Raw genomic sequence first — 18,277 nt, forward strand, 5'->3', positions numbered from 1 at the left:
CAAAAAAGTATTTTTATTTTTGTGTAGATATACGTTAATAAAAAAATGAAAAACTGGGTTATCAGGGAGATTAAAAAAGAAGACAATCAGGCAGTAGCACAATTAATACGATCTGTTTTTGATGAAATGGAAATTCCAAAAGTGGGAACGGCTTACGAAGATCCGTATTTGGATTTAATGTTTGAGGAATATAGTAAGCCTAAATCTGTTTATTACGTTGTTGAAAGTGATGGTGAAGTTTTAGGATGTGCGGGAATTGCTCCTTTAGAAAATGGTGATCCAAAGATTTGTGAACTGCAGAAAATGTACTTTCTTCCCAAAGTCCGCGGTTTAGGAATTGGCAGTAAAATGATGGAGAAATGTTTGGAGCAGGCGAGAAGTTTTGGTTTTGAAAAATGTTATATAGAAACAATGCCGTTTATGCATTCGGCACAAAAATTATATAGAAAATCAGGTTTCGAATATTTAGATGCTCCAATGGGTTGTACCGGGCATAATTCCTGCCCCGTGTGGATGTTGAAAGATTTGCAAAATGACTTGTAACGAAGTGGCTTTGTAAAATACTTATGTATAGAAAATAATTGGCTTTAGCTGAAAAATAATTCCTCAATAAACCGAAATGAAAATCAAACAATATCGTACACAATTTATTAAAGAATTATCTCCTTTTTACGATGCGTACGAAGCAGAAAGTTTTTTCTATTTAATTTTAGAAGACAAGCACAAGCTGCGTCAGATAGATTTAGCTTTAAATCATGAATTATCTTTTACAGAAGAAGATTTTGTTGTTTGGGATTCGCTTTTAAAACAATTAAAAAAAGAAGTTCCTATTCAGTATTTGTTAGGGAAGACCAGCTTTTATGGTTTAGATTTTGAAGTCAACGAACATGTTTTGATACCGAGACCTGAAACAGAAGAACTGGTAGAATGGATTATCAGCGAAAATGCTGTTCTCGATAAAGATAAGAAATTAAAGATTCTGGATATAGGAACGGGAAGCGGCTGTATTGCTATTTCTCTTGCTAAAAACCTTCCAAATGCAGATGTTTATGCCATTGACGTTTCAAAAAAAGCCATTGAAACAGCCAAGCGAAATGCTATTCGAAACGATGTGAATGTGACTTTTATATTTCAGGATATTTTACAGGCCGAAGAATTGAAATGCAAATACGATGTCATTGTCTCTAATCCACCTTATGTAAGAAATTTAGAAAAAGAAGAAATCAAAAAGAACGTTTTGGATTATGAACCGCATTTAGCTCTTTTTGTAGATGATAATGATGCGCTAGTTTTTTACAGAAAAATAGCTTCTCTAGCTCATAATAATCTTTTGCCAGAAGGACAACTATATTTTGAAATCAATCAATATCTTGGAAAAGAAATGATCGAATTATTAGGTCAAATGGACTTTATCAATATCGATCTTAGAAAAGATATTTACGACAACGATAGGATGATAAAAGTTAATATTTAGTATTCAGTTTTCAGTCGCAGTTAAACTGTAAACTGAGACTGTAAACTGAGACTGTAAACTGCGACTGAAAACTAAAAAAATTATTCATATCGCAAAGCCTCAATTGGATCTAGTTTAGAAGCTTTAATTGCAGGATATAAACCAGATACTAAAGCTACGGCAAAACTTGTCCCAAAGGCAATCATAATGGCAAACCACGGAACTACAAAAACAAAACTCATAGCGCTTGCTAAACCATAACCAATGAGCATTCCTAAAATAATACCAACAAACCCGCCTATTTGCCCAATTAACAAAGTTTCAATAAAAAACTGAAAAGCAACTGTTGATCTCTTGGCGCCTAGTGCTTTACGAACACCGATTTCTCGTGTACGTTCTGTAACCGATACAATCATAATATTCATCAAAGCAATTGACGATCCTAATATGGTAATGATGCTGATAATGGCAGATGCCCAATCTAAATATTGTGTAATGCCTAAAATTCGGTTGATTAAATCATCGCTTCTGCCAATACCAAAATTGTTGTCACGAACGGGACTTAACTTACGAACCCTGCGCATAGTGCTTGTTGCATTGTCAATTGCCTGATCTAAAAGTTCTTTTTTAGACACCATGACACTAACAGTGTAATTGATATTGGGGGCAGTAAACAAAGATCTCGCCACTTGAATCGGAATCAAAACACGTAAATCCTGACTGTTTCCAAATGTAGATCCTTTTTCCTTCAAAACACCAATTACTTTAAAACGAGCGCCTCGAATAGAAATAATTTTATCAATTGGATTAACATCTTTCAATAAACCTTTTTCAAAATCAGAACCTACAATGCAGGAATACGTATTATTCTCAATATCAAATTGATTGAAAGAACGTCCCAAAGTAGTTTCCAAACCAGAATTGGTAATGAAATGTTCGTCAACTCCCACAACCGTAATTTCAGGATCGGTTTTAGTATCTAAATATTTTACTTCAGCTTTTGAAGTAGCGGTAAATGAAAGTGATGTTTCGGTAAAAGGATATTTGTATTTGTTTTTAAAAGCAACAGCTTCAGGATAAGAAATAATCGGATTAATAACTTCACGTTCATTTCCGCCTCTGTTTTTAACTGTGTTTTCGTATTGATTGATATTGAAAGTGTTAGCTCCCATTGAAGCAAAATTGGTCGAAACTGTATTTTCAAGAGCAGTTACAACGGTAAGAATTCCGACCAGAGCGGTAATTCCAATGGCGATAATCAGCACAGTAAGAATCGTACGCAGAATTTGCGTTTTGATCGAGCCAAAAGCAATTCGGATATTTTCTTTAAATAATTTTAGCATGATGACCAATTTGTCACGAAAATACGGTTTTTGTTACAAGTTTGTTTTCCAAGTGTTATTATTTATTTTAAAAAGTAAGATATTTGCAGACTTAATAAGTCAAAAGTTGGAAAGTTTTAAAGTCGAAAGCCAAAAGAACTAACAACCTAAAAAAATCTAAAAATAAATTAATATTATAAGATTTTTAGATAAAGATTGGAACAATCTAAAATCTAAAATCTTAAATCAGAAATCTAAAATAAAAAAGATGGCTTCAAAACCAAGTATACCAAAAGGAACAAGAGATTTTTCACCAGCTGAGGTGTCAAAACGTCAATATATTATTCAAACAATAAAAGCTAATTTCGAAAAATTTGGTTTTCAGCCAATCGAAACGCCTTCGTTTGAAAATTCAGATACCTTAATGGGGAAATATGGAGAAGAAGGAGATCGTCTGATTTTTAAGATCTTAAATTCTGGAAATTTTTTCTATAATAAAAGTAAAATTGAATTGCCAGAATCAATTGAAGAATTACAATTAAATTCTGCTGAGAAAATAACTTTAGAACAAAGAATCGAACTGAATAAATTTACAGGAAAAATTTCTGAGAAAGCTTTACGTTACGATTTGACAGTTCCATTCGCAAGATATGTTGTGCAACACCAAAGTGAAATTGAATTTCCTTTCAAAAGATATCAAATCCAGCCGGTTTGGAGAGCTGACAATCCACAAAAAGGTCGTTTTAGAGAATTTTTTCAATGCGATGCTGATGTTGTAGGTTCAAAATCACTTTGGCAGGAAGTTGAATTAGTTCAATTGTACGATACTGTTTTTACATCTTTAGGTTTAGAAGGGGTAACAATCAAAATCAATAACCGAAAAATTTTATCTGGAATTGCTGAGGTAATTGGGGCTTCAGATAAATTAATCGATTTTACCGTTGCTCTTGATAAATTAGATAAAATTGGAGAAGATGGTGTAAAGAAAGAAATGATCGAAAAAGGAATTTCAGAAGAAGCGCTTGTTAAAGTACAGCCACTATTTAGTTTCTCTGGAACTTTTGCAGATAAAATTAATCAGCTTTCAGAAATGTTATCTTCATCTGAAGAAGGAATGAAAGGCGTTGAAGAACTTAAATTTATTTGTGACAATGTTGCCGATTTAGGTCTGTCAACTGCAATTTTAGATCTAGATGTTACTTTGGCAAGAGGTCTAAATTATTATACCGGAGCTATTTTTGAAGTTGCAGCACCAAAAACCGTTTCAATGGGTTCTATTGGCGGCGGCGGAAGATACGACGATTTGACGGGTATTTTTGGTTTAAAAAATATGAGCGGCGTTGGAATTTCTTTTGGATTAGATAGAATCTATTTAGTTTTAGAAGAATTACAATTATTTCCAGAAACCGTTGCAGCGACTTCAAAAGCAATATTTTTAAATTTTGGAGATAAAGAAGCTTTGTATGCTTCAAAAGCTATTCAAAAATTAAGACAAGAAAATATAAAAGTAGAATTATACCCGGATAACGTAAAAGTTGGAAAACAATTTCAATATGCCGATAAACGTTTAATCCCGTTTGCAGTAATTGCAGGCGATCAGGAAATTGCATCGAATACTTTTGCGCTTAAAAACTTAGTAACAGGCGAGCAGATTTCTGTTGATTTTGAAGGATTGAAGAATTCTTTGCTTTAAAAAGAGAAACGCTAAGCGACCAAAGACAAAAAGTTTTTAAAAATTTCAGAAGGTTAAAAATTGATTTTTAATTAGATAGCTTTTGCATCGTTAGAAATCTTCTAAATCTGCGAGAAATAATTGCCAGAAAAGAAAAAAAAGCTTTTAATTTGCGGTCAAGTTACGGGCGTAGTTCAAGGGTAGAATAGCGGTCTCCAAAACCGTTGATGGGGGTTCGAATCCCTCCGCCCGTGCCATAAAAATAGATCAAATGACAATAGTTGTTTGGGAACAAAGCAAAAAAAAGCTTCGTCTCTATAGGCGAAGCTTTTTTTAATATAAGGTAAACTTGAATTAATAATTATTTTTGAGGCCGAAGCCAACCCTTAAATTCAATTTTTGGTGGTAATAATTTTAGTTTTTTATTGGCATCAAAGATAGGATAAACTACAACGTAATAGTCTTAAAATTATAATAAATTTTTATTTACTATTTTGCACCTTTTAAAAGTCTCATAATTAATAAAGTGACAATTTGACATTTTACAATATTTGGCAGTACTTTTGCAATCCAACAGAAAGAAATAAAAAATGAAGTTTAAGAATATTTTTAAAAATAAAAGTAATATGACTACGGAAAATACAGAATTCGATCAGGAATTAGATGATGCAACGATAGAGACTAACGCTAATGGAGAGCAATTAATTGTTGAAGAATTAAGTGTTGAGGAGCAATTAGCTCAAGACTTAGCCAAAGAAAAAGATAAGTTTTTAAGATTATTCGCTGAATTTGAAAATTACAAAAAAAGAACTTCAAAAGAGCGTCTTGAATTATTTAAAACAGCAAACCAAGAAGTTTTATTGGCGATGCTTCCAGTTTTAGATGATTTTGACAGAGCTGCAGTAGAAATCAACAAATCTGACGACGAAAACCTTAAAAAAGGAGTGGAGTTGATTCATGATAAATTTAAAAATACTTTAGTTTCTAAAGGTTTAGAGCAGGTAGAAATACAGGCAGGTGATGCATTTAATGCTGATATCGCTGAAGCAATTACCCAAATTCCAGCTCCGTCTGATAAATTAAAAGGGAAAATTGTTGATGTTATTGAAAAAGGATACAAATTAGGAGACAAAATTATTCGTTTCCCTAAAGTTGTGGTTGGAAACTAAAAAATGCAATAAGAATTTCAAGTGCGTTTTTTTGGATTTTGGAATTTTTAAGATTTGGAACTTAATCTAATTATGAAAAAAGATTTTTACGAAATACTAGGCATTTCAAAAAATGCTGATGCTGCCGAAATTAAAAAAGCATATAGAAAAAGTGCTTTAAAATACCACCCTGATAAAAACCCAGGCGACAAAGAGGCAGAAGAAAACTTCAAATTAGCGGCAGAAGCTTATGAAGTTTTAAGTGATCCGCAGAAAAAAGCAAAATACGATCAGTACGGTCATCAAGCATTTGATGGTTCTGGTGGATTTGGCGGTCACGGAGGTATGAATATGGATGACATTTTCAGCCAGTTTGGTGATATTTTTGGTGGCGGATTTGGCGGTTTCGGAGGCGGAGGCGGAGGTCCTCGCCGTGCGAAAGGAAGTAATCTTCGAATTAAAGTAAAACTAACTTTAGAAGAGATTGCAAATGGAGTTGAGAAAAAAGTAAAAGTAAAACGTAAAGTTCAGGCAAAAGGAGTTACGTATAAAACTTGTACAACTTGTAATGGTCAAGGACAAGTAATGCGTGTAACCAACACTATTTTAGGAAGAATGCAATCTGCATCAACTTGTCCTTCATGTGGTGGTTCTGGCCAGATTTTAGATAAAAAACCTTCTGAAGCAGACGGACAAGGTATGGTTCAGGAAGATGAAACAGTATCAATCAAAATTCCTGCGGGAGTTGTTGACGGAATGCAGTTAAAAGTTTCTAATAAAGGAAACGATGCACCGGGAAGCAACAGTATTCCTGGAGATTTAATTGTTGCTATTGAAGAAGTAGAGCACGAATTCTTAAAACGTGAAGGAGAAAATGTTCACTTTGATTTATATATTAGTTTCCCAGAAGCAGTTTTAGGAGCTTCAAAAGATATTGAAGCGATCAACGGAAAAGTTCGTATTAAATTAGAAGAAGGAATCCAGTCTGGAAAAATCTTAAGATTAAAAGGAAAAGGAATTCCAAGTTTAAACGGATACGGAAGTGGAGATTTATTAGTTCACGTAAATGTATGGACGCCGAGAACGCTTAACAAAGAACAAAAACAATTCTTTGAAAATGCTTTAAATAATGAGCATTTTGCGCCAAGTCCAGAGAAATCAGAAAAATCATTCTTTGAAAAAGTAAAAGATATGTTCTCATAATCTAACTTCCTTCGAATGTTATACATATTAAAAACCCATTCTAGTGCAAATTAGAATGGGTTTTTTGCGTAATATGACACAATTTCGCTTCGAATTATTTACTTTTACAGTCGCTGAAACCAGAATCGGTAAAGTGACGCAGAAAATCTATAAAACAGCATGAGCAACTTACTTGAAGTACATAAAGTCGTAAAAAAATACGGCGATTATGTAGCGCTTAACGAAGTTTCATTAAATGTGCCTAAAGGCAGTATATATGGACTTTTAGGTCCTAATGGAGCTGGTAAAACTTCCCTTATCAGAATCATAAACCAAATTACCATGCCCGACAGCGGCGAAGTCATTTTGGATGGAGAAAAACTGCAGCCTAAACACGTGCAGACTATTGGATATCTTCCAGAAGAAAGAGGTTTGTATAGCTCCATGAAAGTAGGAGAACAATGTTTGTATCTGGCTCAAATGAAAGGGCTTTCTAAAGCTGAAGCTAAAAAACAATTGGATTACTGGTTCGATCGTTTGGGAATTCAAGGCTGGTGGAACAAGAAAATTCAAGAACTTTCTAAAGGAATGGCGCAGAAAATCCAGTTTGTAGTTTGTGTTTTGCATAAACCAAAGCTGCTGATTTTAGACGAACCTTTTTCTGGTTTTGATCCTGTAAATGCCAATATTATTAAAGATGAAATTCTGGCATTAAAAGAACAAGGTTCAACCATTATTTTTTCGACACACCGAATGGAAAGTGTAGAAGAACTTTGTGAAAATATTGCGTTGATTCATAAATCAAATAAACTAATCGAAGGTAAAATTGGCGATGTAAAACGTCAGTTTAAAACCAATAGTTTTGAAGTTGGAATCCTAACGAATAATGTTGAAGGATTAATGTACGATATCACTCAAAAATTTACCGTTTCGCCTGCTAATTTTAAATCGTTGAATGACGAATTAAAACTAAATATTCAAATTGGAAATGCTTCTCCAAACGAATTATTACATGTGCTGACACAACGCGGACAAGTAACGCATTTCGTAGAAAAAATTCCAAGTGTACACGATATTTTTATACAAACTGTAACAGAGAACAAAATTTAAAAATTCCAATAATTAAATTCCAAATTCCAATTTAGAACGTATTCAATTGGAATTTGGAATTTGAAAATTAAAATATTTTATGAGTATTATCTCGTTGATTATAAAAAGAGAATTTATTGCCAAAGTCCGCAATAAATCTTTTGTTGTCATGACTTTTTTGAGTCCGCTCTTATTTGTGGCTATTGCTGTTTTCATTGGCTATCTAAGTACCATGAAAGCAGAAACAAAAAGAATTGCTATTCATGACGAAACCGGACTTTTTGCTTCAGATTTCTTGAAAGAAAATAAAAAAGGAGCAGAATTTAAATATCTGAATTTATCCGAAATAGATGTAAAAGCTTTAAAAGACAGCATTACAAAAGAAAATTTCAACGGCTTAATTGTTATTCCGAAAACAAAAAAAATAAAAGATTTAGAAAGCAAAATCGAGTTTATCTCAAATAACAGTCCAAGTATTTCTTTTATTGAAAGTACACAAGATGTCATTGCTTCAAAAATCACAAAAATAAATCTGGAAAGCGCCAAACTAGATACTTTGGCGATTCAGAAAGCGCAGTCTGATGTCAATATTCATTTGGTAAAAGCTTCTGGAGAAGAAAGTTTAAAAGGATTAAATGAAATAAAAATTGCAATTGGCGGTGCCTTTGGTTATTTGATTATGATGTTTATTATCATTTACGGAAATATGGTAATGCGAAGCGTAATCGAAGAAAAAACAAATAGAATTATCGAAATCATTATTTCATCTGTAAAACCATTTCAACTAATGATTGGTAAAATTGTTGGAACTTCTTTAGCCGGAATTCTGCAATTTATGATTTGGGCAGTTATTGGATTAGGATTAATGTTTGCCTCTTCGGCGTTTTTCGGAATAAATGTTGGACCAACAGCCAGAATTTCGCCTGAGTTAATGCAGTCAGCACAGCACGAATTTTCAGGATCAGCACAAATGTACATCGCTGAATTATGGAATCTGCCAATTGCCAGTATCATAATCGGATTTGTGGTTTATTTTATTGGAGGCTATTTTCTATACAGTTCATTTTATGCGGCAATTGGAGCAGCAGTCGATAATCAAACCGATTCCCAACAGTTTTTACTGCCAATCATAATGCCACTAATCCTAAGTGTTTACATTGGTTTTTTTACAGTAGTAAACGATCCTCACGGAAGTGTTGCGGTTATCTTTTCGATGATTCCGTTGACCTCACCAATTGTAATGCTCATGCGTATTCCGTTTGGCGTGCCGTGGTGGCAAATTGCAATTTCGGTATCATTATTGTTTGCAACCTTTTTCCTTGTGGTCTGGTTCGCAGCCAAGATTTACCGAGTAGGTATTTTAATGTATGGCAAAAAACCGACTTGGAAAGAATTGTATAAGTGGCTGAAGTACTAATTTTATAAAGTTGCAAAGGTTCAGAGGGACAAAGGTTCAAAGGTTTTGAATTTTTGTAACTTAGAAAAACGACCTTGAAATGTACTAGAAACAGAAGAAATATTATATAACAGGTTAAAAAGTATCATTGCAGACAAAGGTTTTACAACTTTGTCCCTCTGAGCCTTTGCAACTTTGAACCTTAAAAGAAAAAATGAGTAAAATACTAATTATCGAAGACGAAGCAGCGATTAGAAGAGTTTTGGTAAAAATATTATCAGAAGAGAATGATTCGTATCAAGTTGATGAAGCTGAAGATGGAGTTGTGGGACTCGAAAAAATAAAAAACAACGATTACGATTTGGTTTTGTGCGATATCAAAATGCCAAAAATGGACGGTGTTGAGGTTTTAGAAGAAGTAAAAAAAGTAAAACCAGAAATTCCGATGGTCATGATTTCAGGTCATGGCGATATGGAAACTGCGATTCAAACGATGCGTTTGGGAGCTTTTGATTACATCTCAAAACCACCGGATTTAAATCGTTTACTGAATACAGTTCGTAATGCTTTGGATAAAAAACAATTAGTAGTTGAAAATAAAATCCTAAAGAAAAAAGTCAGCAAAAACTACGAAATGATTGGTGACAGCGAATCAATTAATCACATTAAAGTGATGATTGATAAAGTAGCGCCAACTGAAGCCAGAGTTTTAATTACTGGACCAAACGGAACTGGTAAAGAATTAGTAGCACATCAGTTACACGAAAAAAGTGAGCGCGCTGGTTTTCCTTTAATTGAAGTAAACTGTGCGGCGATTCCAAGCGAGCTGATCGAAAGTGAATTGTTTGGACACGTAAAAGGAGCATTTACATCGGCAGTGAAAGATCGTGCTGGAAAGTTTGAAGCAGCCGACAAAGGAACTATTTTCTTAGATGAAATTGGAGACATGAGTATTTCGGCGCAAGCCAAAGTTTTGCGTGCGCTTCAAGAAAATATGATTACCAGAGTTGGAGCTGATAAAGACATAAAAGTTGATGTTCGCGTAGTTGCGGCAACCAATAAAGACTTAAAAACAGAAATTGCTGAAGGTCGTTTCCGAGAAGATTTATACCATCGTCTGGCTGTAATTTTAATAAAAGTTCCGCCTTTGAATGAAAGACGTGATGATATTCCGGCTTTGATTACGCATTTTGCAGAAAAAATTGCTTCAGAACAAGGAAATGCGGTTAAAGCTTTTTCGGCGCAAGCCATAAAATTATTACAAGAATACGATTGGACAGGGAATATTCGTGAGCTTCGAAATGTAGTAGAAAGATTAATTATTTTAGGAGGAAACGAAATCTCTGAAAGTGATGTGAAAATGTTTGCAAGCAAGTAAATTAATTTAATGATTTAAAAATTTAATGATTTAAAAATTTAAGCAATGAGCTAAGAATTTTTCAATTTTTCAATTTTTGAAATCTTTTAATCATTAAGAATGAAACTAAAAAAAATAAACGAGAAATTACAGGACGCTTTAATTGAAAATGGTTTAACAGAAGCAAACGCTTTGCAGATGGAAACTTTTTCAACCATAAAAAGTGGTGCTGATTGTGTGATTATTTCTCCAAACGGAAGTGGAAAAACAACTACAATTGTATTGAATGTAATTCAGCAATTGGCAGGAAAAAATGAAGAATCGCCTCGTGCTTTGATTATTGTCGAAGACAAAGATAAAATGAGTGCTATGGTTGAACTTTTTGAGAAATTAGGAAAATATGCTAATCTCGAAGTATATGGTGTACACGATAAAGGTGATATGGATTATGATAAAAATTACATTTCTACTGGAATTGATGTTTTAATTGGAACACCGACCAAGTTAAATGATATGTTTAGTACAGCGGGTTATAACGTAAACCGTCTTAAAATGTTTATCATGGATGATGCTGACCCGATTTTGAAATTGCGCCACGATCCGAAAATTACACGTATTTCTAACAGTATTGCCAAAGTACAGCGAATTATCTTTTCTGAAACATTGACAGAACGTGTCGAAATTTTGGCAGATAAAATCATGGTCGAACCTTATTTATTCGATATGGATGAAGAAGGAGAAGAACTTGATGAAGATGAAGACGATATTGAAGAAGAATAGTTATTATGAAGTATACAGTCCCGGTTTTCAGTCTCAGTCATTGGAAAGCGGGATTTTTTATGAGTCGCAGTCTCAGTTTACAGTTGCAATGCTGAAAACTGAGACCGCGATTTGAAAACTATATTAAAACTATATTAAAAATATATTAGAATAAATTATAAGTTTCAGTCACAGTTTACGGTTAGAAACTGAAAACTGAGACTGAGAACTTAACATTAAAATACAAGTATAATGGGATTAATGAAAGTGTTTTCGGGAAGCGAAATTTTAGCAATTGCTTTACAAGAAAGATTAGAAGAAGCTGGAGTCGAAACAGTAAAAAAAGACAATATTCAATCAGCTCGTTTAGGTGGTTTTGGCGCAACAGATTTAGCAGTTGAAGTTTTTATTCAAGAAACTGATTTTGCAAAAGCAAATCCGGTTATTGAAGAATTTAGAATGAGCCTTTAAAAAAGTGTTCAGTATTCAATCTCTGTGCTGTAAACCGAGACTGAAAACTGCGACTGAAAAGTAATAAAAAATATGCAATACAAAATGTTAGTACTCGACATGGATGACACCTTGTTGACGGACGATCACAGAATATCTGATTTAAATAAAAAAGTATTATTAGAAGCTCAGGCAAAAGGAGTGCATGTTGTTTTGGCTTCGGGAAGACCAACTTCTGCCATGACCGCTTATGCCAAAGAACTGGAAATGGATTTGAAAGATTCGTATATGATTTCCTTTAATGGAGCAATTATAAGCAGGGTAAAAGACGATTTTATTTTATTTGAACAAAGATTAACTCCAGAACAAATTCACGCTTTATACGATTATAGCCAGGAAAAGAAAACGCATATTATTACGTATCTGGATAACGAAATTATAAGCGAAACAGATTCTAAATACATTGATGTCGAAAAAGAAATTACAGGAATGCATCACCATAAAGTTTCGAGTTTTAAAAGTTATGTTGACAGACCTGCTGTAAAATGCATTTTATTAGAAGAACCATCTTACTTAAAAGGACTGGAAAAAGATTTGAAACAAAGAATGCCTCATTTGAGTGTTTCGATGTCAAAACCGTTTTTCCTTGAAGTGGCTCAAAACGGAATAGATAAAGCCGAAAGCCTAAAACTTCTGGCAGAAAGACTAGGAGTACAGCAAAATGAAATTATTGCTGTTGGAAATGCCGGAAATGATTTAACCATGATTGAATATGCTGGTTTGGGAGTTTGGGTTGATAATGTTGCTCCTGAATTACGTGATAAAGCAGATATAATTGTAGCATCAAACAATAATGATGGCGTTGCCGAAGTAGTACAGCGCTATATTTTAAATTAATCGATATGAAGAAACCAATTGAAACAGAACGATTACTTTTAAGAGAATTACAGCTCTCAGACGCTGATGGTATGTTTGAATTGGATTCGAATCCAAATGTGCATTTATTTTTGGGCAATAGACCCGTTAAACATATTGAGGAAAGTATCAAATATATTCATTTCGTTCAGAAACAATACAAAGATTTTGGAATTGGCCGCTGGGCAGTTATTTTAAAGGAAACCAATGAGTTTTTGGGATGGTCTGGAATAAAATTCATAACAGATGAAATCAACGGACATAAAAATTTCTACGAAATTGGATATCGTTTCATCGAAAAACATTGGGGAAAAGGATATGCAACAGAAGCAGGAAAAGCTTTTGTAGACTACGCTTTTAATGAAATAAAAGCAGATGCAATTTATGCGTATGCAGATGCAGGAAATGAAAATTCAAGAAGAATACTTGAAAAATTGGGTTTACAGTATGTAAACTCTTTTGAATATGAGGAAGAATTAGAAGTTTGGTACGAACTCAAAAATCCTAATTTAACCTGAGAAGCGTATTCCAAATCTTTATAAACCAAAATCAGATTTGTAAAGATTTGGAAACACTCAGAGGTTTATTTATTTTTTAGCTACAGAAACAAAATACTTATTTCCGTCACCCATTGTCAATTTAACACGCTCATCGCAAAGATCAATTGCGAAGTTAGCACTTTCGTAGCAGCTGCAAGTTGTGTTTTTATCTTTCGACATTTCAGTTTTACAATTGTTGTTTTTAAAAGTCGCCAATTGTGGTGTATATAAACTTACTAAGTCAGTAGAAGCTGTTACTAATGAAATGATACTTGCTGAATTGTTGTTTGTAATTCTGTAAACAATTCTGTCAGTATAATTTACTTCGTTTACAGTTACTTTACGAATGTAAGTGTAAGCTGTAGATCCTTCACCTGGTTCTTTTACTTCAAATTTAAATCCAACGGCACGGATTGCAACATCAAATTGCTGTTGAGAGTTTAAACTTGCCCAAGTTGTTAAAGTACTGATAGAAGGAAATGGATTTGCAACAGGGGCATTAGTAGTTTGCGCTTGCGAACTAAAAACGGTTAAGAACATCAAGCAGATTGTGGGTAAAAATGCTTTCATAAAGCGTGGTATTTGTATTTTAATTTTTGCCTACTCTCTTTGGTTTTCGGCTTTCCCATTTCATTTTGTAACACAAAACAACAACATAACGAGTAAAATTCAAAATTGTTATGGCCGATTTATTATTAAATTAATCAAAACCATCTAAAATTCTTCAAACCGAATAAATCCAGCACTCGAATTATAGAAAAGTAAATGTAAGATTTTTTCAATTTAAATCGATAAAAAATGCACTTAATCGATAAAATTTGCACTTAATCGATGTTTTTGTCATTTTATTCCTATTGAATTCTATCGATAAAGTTCGTAAAAAATATTGTTTTATCAAAATAAGACATGAAACAATGTTGCATTTTGTTTTAATGAATATTACAATTTCTTGAAATGAAGTGTCTTATTGATTTTCTTTTACCAATTTTGTTTGTAAATTTGCAGCCTTAAATTTTTTGACAACGATTTCATTAATTTAAGAAAATTATGGAAAATAGAAAAAAAGTTGCCTTTTACACGCTGGGTTGTAAGTTGAATTTTTCAGAGACTTCTACAATCGCCAGAAATTTTACAGACGAAGGTTTTGACCGCGTCGATTTTGAGGAAGTTGCCGATATTTATGTGATCAACACCTGCTCTGTAACCGATAATGCCGATAAGCAGTTCAAGCAGGTTGTAAAAAAGGCAATGAAATTAAATGAAAAGGCTTTCGTAGCAGCAGTTGGCTGTTATGCCCAGTTAAAACCAGAAGAATTAGCGGCTGTAGATGGTGTTGATTTGGTTTTGGGAGCTACAGAAAAATTTAAAATCACAGATTATATTCACGACTTAAGCAAAAACGATATGGGTGAAGTGCACTCATGCGAAATTGCTGAAGCTGATTTCTACGTAGGAAGTTATTCTATTGGCGATCGTACACGTGCTTTCTTGAAAGTTCAAGATGGCTGTGATTACAAATGTACCTATTGTACCATTCCTTTGGCACGTGGGATTTCAAGAAGTGATGCTTTAGAAAACGTATTAAAAAATGCTAAAGAAATCTCAGCTCAAAACATTCGTGAGATTGTTTTAACCGGAGTAAACATTGGCGATTACGGAAAAGGAGAATTTGGAAATAAAAAACACGAACATACTTTTCTGGATTTAGTTCAGGCATTGGATAAAGTGGAAGGAATCGAACGTTTAAGAATCTCTTCGATCGAGCCGAATTTATTAAAAAATGAAACCATCGAATTCGTTTCTAAAAGCCGAACTTTTGTACCTCATTTCCATATTCCGTTACAATCAGGAAGCAACGATATTTTGAAGTTAATGAAACGCCGTTATCTGCGCGAAGTATATACAGATCGTGTTAATAAAATTCGCGAAGTAATGCCTCATGCTTGTATTGGTGTCGATGTAATTGTAGGTTTTCCGGGTGAGACAGATGAGCATTTCTTAGAAACGTATCATTTCCTTAACGATCTTGATATTTCATATCTGCATGTTTTTACCTATTCTGAAAGAGATAATACAGAAGCTGTCGATATGCCGGGAGTTGTTCCTGCTAATATTAGATCTAAAAGAAGTAAAATGCTTCGTGGATTATCGGTTAAGAAACGCCGTGCTTTTTATGAAAGCCAGCTAGGAACTAAGAGAACTGTTCTTTTTGAAGGAGAAAATAAAGAAGGTTACATTCACGGATTTACTGAAAATTACGTAAAAGTAAAAACACCATGGAATCCAGAATTGGTAAATACGCTGCAAGAAATCAATTTAACAAAAATCGATGAAGATGGAAGTGTTCGTATGGAGTTTGTTAATAAATTGGCCGAAGCTTAAAATTTAGAACTTTGGTCAAAGTTTTAAACTTTGACCAAAGTTCATATACTACAAAAAAACAAAGCCTCTTTTATAAGAGGCTTTGTTTTTATAACTAATTCTGATCATCAGGAATTACCAGTTTCAAAGAATTAATATAATCGGTATCAAACTCGATTACTCTGATTTTTTCAGGATTAAAACCTAATTCTCCGCCAAACTGACCTCTTGTGTCTAAAAAGTTTATCGTCAATTCTTCGGCGTTCAATTCGATTAATTTTCCGAGATAAGCTGATTTAGATGATTTTTTGGCAATCTGAAAAATGCCGTATTTCTCAGAAATAAAATTCATAATCGTGGCTAAATCTTTGATTGGAATAATATCTTCAGAATTGGTTTTTAAACCTTTTAAGCGAATTACCTTTTCAGTAAAAGCCAAATCAGAATCTCTATTTACGCTTTGAATATTTTTATTTCTCAAAATGACAAAACCATCCAATACAAAATCAACTGGATTGTTTCGAAGCAAAATCCAATCATCAGAATAATCAATGAGGAATCCGGTAAAAATTTCTTTTTTATCCAGAAACTCAATTTCGATTAATTGTCTTAAATATTGTTCCATCATAATAAATTTAAAAATCCCAATATTTTAAATTCCAAATTCCAAACTTGAAAGCAATTGGAATTGGAACTTGAAAAATTGAAATTACTTTTTAAGGATTAGTAGACCAAATACTGCTGTTTTTAATAAACACTCTTCTGTTTAATTTTAATTGCGCAATAATCAAATCGGCCATATCTTCAGACTGCATTACTTTTTCAGGATTTCCGTCTGTTAGGTTTAGATCTTTTGCCATATCGGTTGCAACAGTACTTGGCGTTAAGGCAGTTACACGAATATTGTGTTTTCTCATTTCCTGCATCAAAGAATCAGTTAATCCTAAAACAGCAAATTTAGAAGCACTGTAAGCACTTGTTAACGCATTTCCGTTTAAACCTGCAGTCGATGAAATATTGATGATGTCTCCAGCTTGTCTTTCGATCATATTTGGAATCACGGCACGTGTGGTATAATACGTTCCCATTAAATTCACTTGAATAATTCTTTCCCATGCTTCTGGTTCCAATTCTAGGAATTTTCCGAAAGAAGCGATTCCAGCGCTGTTAATCAGAATATCAATGTATTTAAATTCCGCCAAAGCTTTTTCAACGGCAGTAGTAATTGAATTGATATCAGAAACATCGGCGCTTAAGGCCAAAGCTTTTACACCAAGATTTGAAACTTCATCTGCCAGCTGTTCGATATCTTTTTGAGTTCTTGAAACCAAGATCAAGTTTACACCTTCTTTTGCCAAAGCAACAGCAACGGCTTTTCCTATCCCTTTTCCTGCGCCAGTAATTAAAGCGTTTTTATTTTTTAAATCGGTCATGATTGTATTTTTAGAAATGCAGAAAGCATCATTATAAGTCTTACAAAAATAAGATTTTGAAAGCTAAAATGATGCTTTAGGATGTATTCTTAATCTAAGTTTAACAACTTTTATTATTCTTTCAGAACCATGTCAATACACATAACTGCTCCTAAAATTAACTGTCTCAACGAACTATCTGCTGGAACATTCTCTTCGATTTGAAGTACATAATTATCAGCACTGGTGAAAAATTCTTTTCCTAATCCTGCCCATTTTTTACTTACCTGAGCCAATTGTTTGTTTTCGTGCGAAAATTTAAAATCCCATCCCGTCCATTTCCCTTGAAGTGTTGCGACAGGTTTGTCATTTTTGTCCAGAATATCAAATTTACCTCCAATAGAAAAGAACTTTTGTTTGAAAGTTCCAACCAGACGATCTTTTTCATCTAGAACTTCTACAGTTGATCGGAAAATAGCAACGCCACGTCTAACAGTAATTAGTTTTTCGCCCGAAGCAGTTGTGATTTCCACATTAAACGGAGTAGCTCTTTTATAATCGGTAAAACGAAGTATTTTAGTGAAAAAACCAAGATTATTTTCTCGGCAGTTCATGATAATTTGATTGGTTTGCGGATCGTAAATGTCATAGTTGTTAGCCGCTTTAAACATTCCGATATGTTCTTTTACTAAAAATAGATTTTGGCTTAAAATAGGATTCATACGTTTGTAAAAATATTAGTTTTTAGAAATAAGAACCAAATGTAATAAAATATTGATTAATTATTCTTTTAAGGGAATTGCAAACTAATACGAATTTGTTTGTTTTTTTAGTGTAATTAAAACGATACCATTTAAACCTCTGCCTTGACGAATGAAATCTATTTCATCGGCTTTGATGATTTTAATAGATTCAATGTCATTTGGATTGATTTTAGAAAATTGAGATACAGTGATTATATTTCCATCCAGAATGAATAACGGTTCTGTTTTTGAAGCAAGGGAAAGAGGCTCATGAATTATTACACTTTTTTCAGCAGCATAATTTTTATTTTGAGGTGTAATTTGAGTTCCGCTGATTTTTTCCTGTACTGAAGAATCAATCGGAACTGCCCATTTTATAGTATCAGATGCAATTCCTCTAATCTCTTTTTTCTGTGCTATCGTCACGAAACCTATAAGCATAGCAATGGCTGATGAAATAAGTTTTACACTTTTCATTA

19 protein-coding genes and 1 tRNA gene are annotated in these 18,277 nt (G+C 33.4%); 14 read left to right on the forward strand and 6 right to left on the reverse strand.

Annotated features, from left to right (window positions below; genetic code table 11):
• Positions 1-45 precede the first annotated feature (45 nt).
• Together P2W75_RS17395 and prmC are read left to right on the forward strand one after the other, a co-directional pair.
• Positions 46-543 (forward strand): GNAT family N-acetyltransferase, encoded by a 498-nt coding sequence (locus tag P2W75_RS17395; protein WP_207294985.1) that lies wholly within the window; start codon positions 46-48, stop codon positions 541-543.
• 76 nt (positions 544-619) lie between these two features.
• Entirely contained in the window at positions 620-1,474 is an 855-nt protein-coding gene (gene prmC / locus P2W75_RS17400; RefSeq protein ID WP_276381464.1) for a peptide chain release factor N(5)-glutamine methyltransferase, read from the forward strand.
• An 80-nt stretch (positions 1,475-1,554) separates the two neighbouring features.
• Here prmC and P2W75_RS17405 read toward each other — a convergent pair whose 3' ends face one another.
• A complete protein-coding gene (locus P2W75_RS17405) occupies positions 1,555-2,796 on the reverse strand; it encodes an ABC transporter permease (protein WP_276381465.1) in 1,242 nt (413 codons plus the stop codon).
• Positions 2,797-3,043: 247 nt separating this feature from the next.
• On the opposite strand from P2W75_RS17405, the gene hisS reads away from it, so the two are divergent.
• The 11 genes from hisS (at position 3,044) to P2W75_RS17460 (ending at position 13,261) form a co-directional block, all read left to right on the forward strand.
• A complete protein-coding gene (gene hisS / locus P2W75_RS17410; RefSeq protein WP_207294988.1) occupies positions 3,044-4,468 on the forward strand; it encodes a histidine--tRNA ligase in 1,425 nt (474 codons plus the stop codon).
• Between the two features lie 162 nt (positions 4,469-4,630).
• Positions 4,631-4,704 (forward strand) — tRNA-Trp (locus tag P2W75_RS17415).
• 333 nt (positions 4,705-5,037) lie between these two features.
• A complete protein-coding gene (locus P2W75_RS17420) occupies positions 5,038-5,616 on the forward strand; it encodes a nucleotide exchange factor GrpE (protein WP_207294989.1) in 579 nt (192 codons plus the stop codon).
• A gap of 72 nt (positions 5,617-5,688) precedes the next feature.
• Entirely contained in the window at positions 5,689-6,798 is a 1,110-nt protein-coding gene (dnaJ, locus tag P2W75_RS17425) for a molecular chaperone DnaJ (RefSeq protein ID WP_207294990.1), read from the forward strand.
• A gap of 159 nt (positions 6,799-6,957) precedes the next feature.
• Positions 6,958-7,887 (forward strand): ABC transporter ATP-binding protein, encoded by a 930-nt coding sequence (locus P2W75_RS17430; RefSeq protein WP_276381466.1) that lies wholly within the window; start codon positions 6,958-6,960, stop codon positions 7,885-7,887.
• A 79-nt stretch (positions 7,888-7,966) separates the two neighbouring features.
• Complete coding sequence (locus P2W75_RS17435; RefSeq protein ID WP_207294992.1) at positions 7,967-9,283, forward strand: ABC transporter permease; 1,317 nt, start codon at positions 7,967-7,969, stop codon at positions 9,281-9,283.
• Positions 9,284-9,476: 193 nt separating this feature from the next.
• Positions 9,477-10,640, forward strand: coding sequence for a sigma-54 dependent transcriptional regulator (locus P2W75_RS17440; RefSeq protein WP_276381467.1), 1,164 nt, complete (start codon positions 9,477-9,479; stop codon positions 10,638-10,640).
• 99 nt (positions 10,641-10,739) lie between these two features.
• A complete protein-coding gene (locus tag P2W75_RS17445; protein WP_276381468.1) occupies positions 10,740-11,399 on the forward strand; it encodes a DEAD/DEAH box helicase in 660 nt (219 codons plus the stop codon).
• 231 nt (positions 11,400-11,630) lie between these two features.
• Entirely contained in the window at positions 11,631-11,849 is a 219-nt protein-coding gene (locus tag P2W75_RS17450) for a putative signal transducing protein (protein WP_207294995.1), read from the forward strand.
• 84 nt (positions 11,850-11,933) lie between these two features.
• Positions 11,934-12,725: a Cof-type HAD-IIB family hydrolase gene (locus P2W75_RS17455; RefSeq protein WP_276381469.1), complete on the forward strand. Its 792-nt coding sequence runs from the start codon at positions 11,934-11,936 to the stop codon at positions 12,723-12,725.
• 5 nt (positions 12,726-12,730) lie between these two features.
• Entirely contained in the window at positions 12,731-13,261 is a 531-nt protein-coding gene (locus P2W75_RS17460) for a GNAT family N-acetyltransferase (RefSeq protein ID WP_276381470.1), read from the forward strand.
• A gap of 69 nt (positions 13,262-13,330) precedes the next feature.
• On the opposite strand, the gene P2W75_RS17465 is transcribed toward P2W75_RS17460, so the two are convergent.
• Positions 13,331-13,852: a hypothetical protein gene (locus tag P2W75_RS17465; protein WP_044048609.1), complete on the reverse strand. Its 522-nt coding sequence runs from the start codon at positions 13,850-13,852 to the stop codon at positions 13,331-13,333.
• Positions 13,853-14,329: 477 nt separating this feature from the next.
• Between P2W75_RS17465 and mtaB the strand changes: the two genes are divergently transcribed.
• Entirely contained in the window at positions 14,330-15,664 is a 1,335-nt protein-coding gene (mtaB, locus tag P2W75_RS17470; RefSeq protein ID WP_207294998.1) for a tRNA (N(6)-L-threonylcarbamoyladenosine(37)-C(2))-methylthiotransferase MtaB, read from the forward strand.
• 94 nt (positions 15,665-15,758) lie between these two features.
• Here the strand turns inward: mtaB and P2W75_RS17475 are convergent, their stop codons facing one another.
• The 4 genes from P2W75_RS17475 to P2W75_RS17490 form a co-directional block, all read right to left on the reverse strand.
• The gene (locus tag P2W75_RS17475; protein ID WP_276381855.1) at positions 15,759-16,268 is read right to left on the reverse strand and encodes a hypothetical protein; all 510 of its coding nucleotides are present in this window, start codon (positions 16,266-16,268) and stop codon (positions 15,759-15,761) included.
• Positions 16,269-16,359: 91 nt separating this feature from the next.
• Positions 16,360-17,076: a 3-ketoacyl-ACP reductase gene (locus P2W75_RS17480; protein WP_276381471.1), complete on the reverse strand. Its 717-nt coding sequence runs from the start codon at positions 17,074-17,076 to the stop codon at positions 16,360-16,362.
• A 113-nt stretch (positions 17,077-17,189) separates the two neighbouring features.
• Positions 17,190-17,777 (reverse strand): LURP-one-related/scramblase family protein, encoded by a 588-nt coding sequence (locus P2W75_RS17485; RefSeq protein ID WP_207295001.1) that lies wholly within the window; start codon positions 17,775-17,777, stop codon positions 17,190-17,192.
• 84 nt (positions 17,778-17,861) lie between these two features.
• A complete protein-coding gene (locus tag P2W75_RS17490) occupies positions 17,862-18,275 on the reverse strand; it encodes a hypothetical protein (RefSeq protein WP_276381472.1) in 414 nt (137 codons plus the stop codon).
• Positions 18,276-18,277 lie beyond the last annotated feature (2 nt).

Source organism: Flavobacterium sp. H4147 (genome assembly GCF_029360735.1).
Lineage (GTDB): Bacteria > Bacteroidota > Bacteroidia > Flavobacteriales > Flavobacteriaceae > Flavobacterium > Flavobacterium endoglycinae.

Bases quoted from the DNA above. Each gene is read 5' to 3' on its own strand.
- P2W75_RS17395 (WP_207294985.1), top strand. From the start codon at position 46: ATGAAAAACTGGGTTATCAGGGAGATTAAAAAAGAAGACAATCAGGCA.
- prmC (WP_276381464.1), top strand. From the start codon at position 620: ATGAAAATCAAACAATATCGTACACAATTTATTAAAGAATTATCTCCT.
- P2W75_RS17405 (WP_276381465.1), bottom strand. From the start codon at position 2,796: ATGCTAAAATTATTTAAAGAAAATATCCGAATTGCTTTTGGCTCGATC.
- hisS (WP_207294988.1), top strand. From the start codon at position 3,044: ATGGCTTCAAAACCAAGTATACCAAAAGGAACAAGAGATTTTTCACCA.
- P2W75_RS17420 (WP_207294989.1), top strand. From the start codon at position 5,038: ATGAAGTTTAAGAATATTTTTAAAAATAAAAGTAATATGACTACGGAA.
- dnaJ (WP_207294990.1), top strand. From the start codon at position 5,689: ATGAAAAAAGATTTTTACGAAATACTAGGCATTTCAAAAAATGCTGAT.
- P2W75_RS17430 (WP_276381466.1), top strand. From the start codon at position 6,958: ATGAGCAACTTACTTGAAGTACATAAAGTCGTAAAAAAATACGGCGAT.
- P2W75_RS17435 (WP_207294992.1), top strand. From the start codon at position 7,967: ATGAGTATTATCTCGTTGATTATAAAAAGAGAATTTATTGCCAAAGTC.
- P2W75_RS17440 (WP_276381467.1), top strand. From the start codon at position 9,477: ATGAGTAAAATACTAATTATCGAAGACGAAGCAGCGATTAGAAGAGTT.
- P2W75_RS17445 (WP_276381468.1), top strand. From the start codon at position 10,740: ATGAAACTAAAAAAAATAAACGAGAAATTACAGGACGCTTTAATTGAA.
- P2W75_RS17450 (WP_207294995.1), top strand. From the start codon at position 11,631: ATGGGATTAATGAAAGTGTTTTCGGGAAGCGAAATTTTAGCAATTGCT.
- P2W75_RS17455 (WP_276381469.1), top strand. From the start codon at position 11,934: ATGTTAGTACTCGACATGGATGACACCTTGTTGACGGACGATCACAGA.
- P2W75_RS17460 (WP_276381470.1), top strand. From the start codon at position 12,731: ATGAAGAAACCAATTGAAACAGAACGATTACTTTTAAGAGAATTACAG.
- P2W75_RS17465 (WP_044048609.1), bottom strand. From the start codon at position 13,852: ATGAAAGCATTTTTACCCACAATCTGCTTGATGTTCTTAACCGTTTTT.
- mtaB (WP_207294998.1), top strand. From the start codon at position 14,330: ATGGAAAATAGAAAAAAAGTTGCCTTTTACACGCTGGGTTGTAAGTTG.
- P2W75_RS17475 (WP_276381855.1), bottom strand. From the start codon at position 16,268: ATGGAACAATATTTAAGACAATTAATCGAAATTGAGTTTCTGGATAAA.
- P2W75_RS17480 (WP_276381471.1), bottom strand. From the start codon at position 17,076: ATGACCGATTTAAAAAATAAAAACGCTTTAATTACTGGCGCAGGAAAA.
- P2W75_RS17485 (WP_207295001.1), bottom strand. From the start codon at position 17,777: ATGAATCCTATTTTAAGCCAAAATCTATTTTTAGTAAAAGAACATATC.
- P2W75_RS17490 (WP_276381472.1), bottom strand. From the start codon at position 18,275: ATGAAAAGTGTAAAACTTATTTCATCAGCCATTGCTATGCTTATAGGT.